General features: G+C 47.2%; 1 protein-coding gene. It reads right to left on the reverse strand.

Translation table 11 applies throughout. The features are described from left to right. Positions 1-532, reverse strand: a 532-nt coding sequence (locus tag ACFFIT_RS13405) for an Ig-like domain-containing protein (RefSeq protein WP_385876688.1), incomplete at both ends; no start/stop codon positions are given.

The raw sequence follows: 532 nt of genomic DNA on the forward strand, positions 1-532 counted from the left end.
CGAGTCAACCACAAAGTTAAAGTTGTCACTTGGCTCTGAGGTATTACCCGCTTTATCCGTCTCTGTCACCGTAATGTTTTGCGGCCCTTGTTTGAGGCTTAACGTGTAACTCCAACTACCATCAGCATTCACTGTCGCTAGACCGACTTTAACGCCATTATTATAAATGGTCACCACGCTGTCGCCTGATTCGGCCTGTCCTCTTAACACCGGCGTTTCATCATCAATGATACCGCCTCCCTGAACAGGACCTTGTTTATCACCCACACTGTCAGTCAGGCTTGGCATTAACGGTTTACTCGGTGCGCTACCATCGAAGTTAAAGATGTAATCACCGGTTGGTTCTGAATCTTGTCCTGCTGCATCTTTGGCTATAGCGGTTACTTTATACTCACCACTTTCTGACACTTCATTTTCAGGAATCGTGATAGACCACTTACCATCCGCACCTACTTTTTGCTCTGCTACCGGCTTACCATTCACTCGAAGTATAATGGTAACACCCGCTTCCGCACGACCACTCACAAGCAAG

Source organism: Thorsellia kenyensis (assembly GCF_042432445.1).
Taxonomy (GTDB): domain Bacteria; phylum Pseudomonadota; class Gammaproteobacteria; order Enterobacterales; family Thorselliaceae; genus Thorsellia; species Thorsellia kenyensis.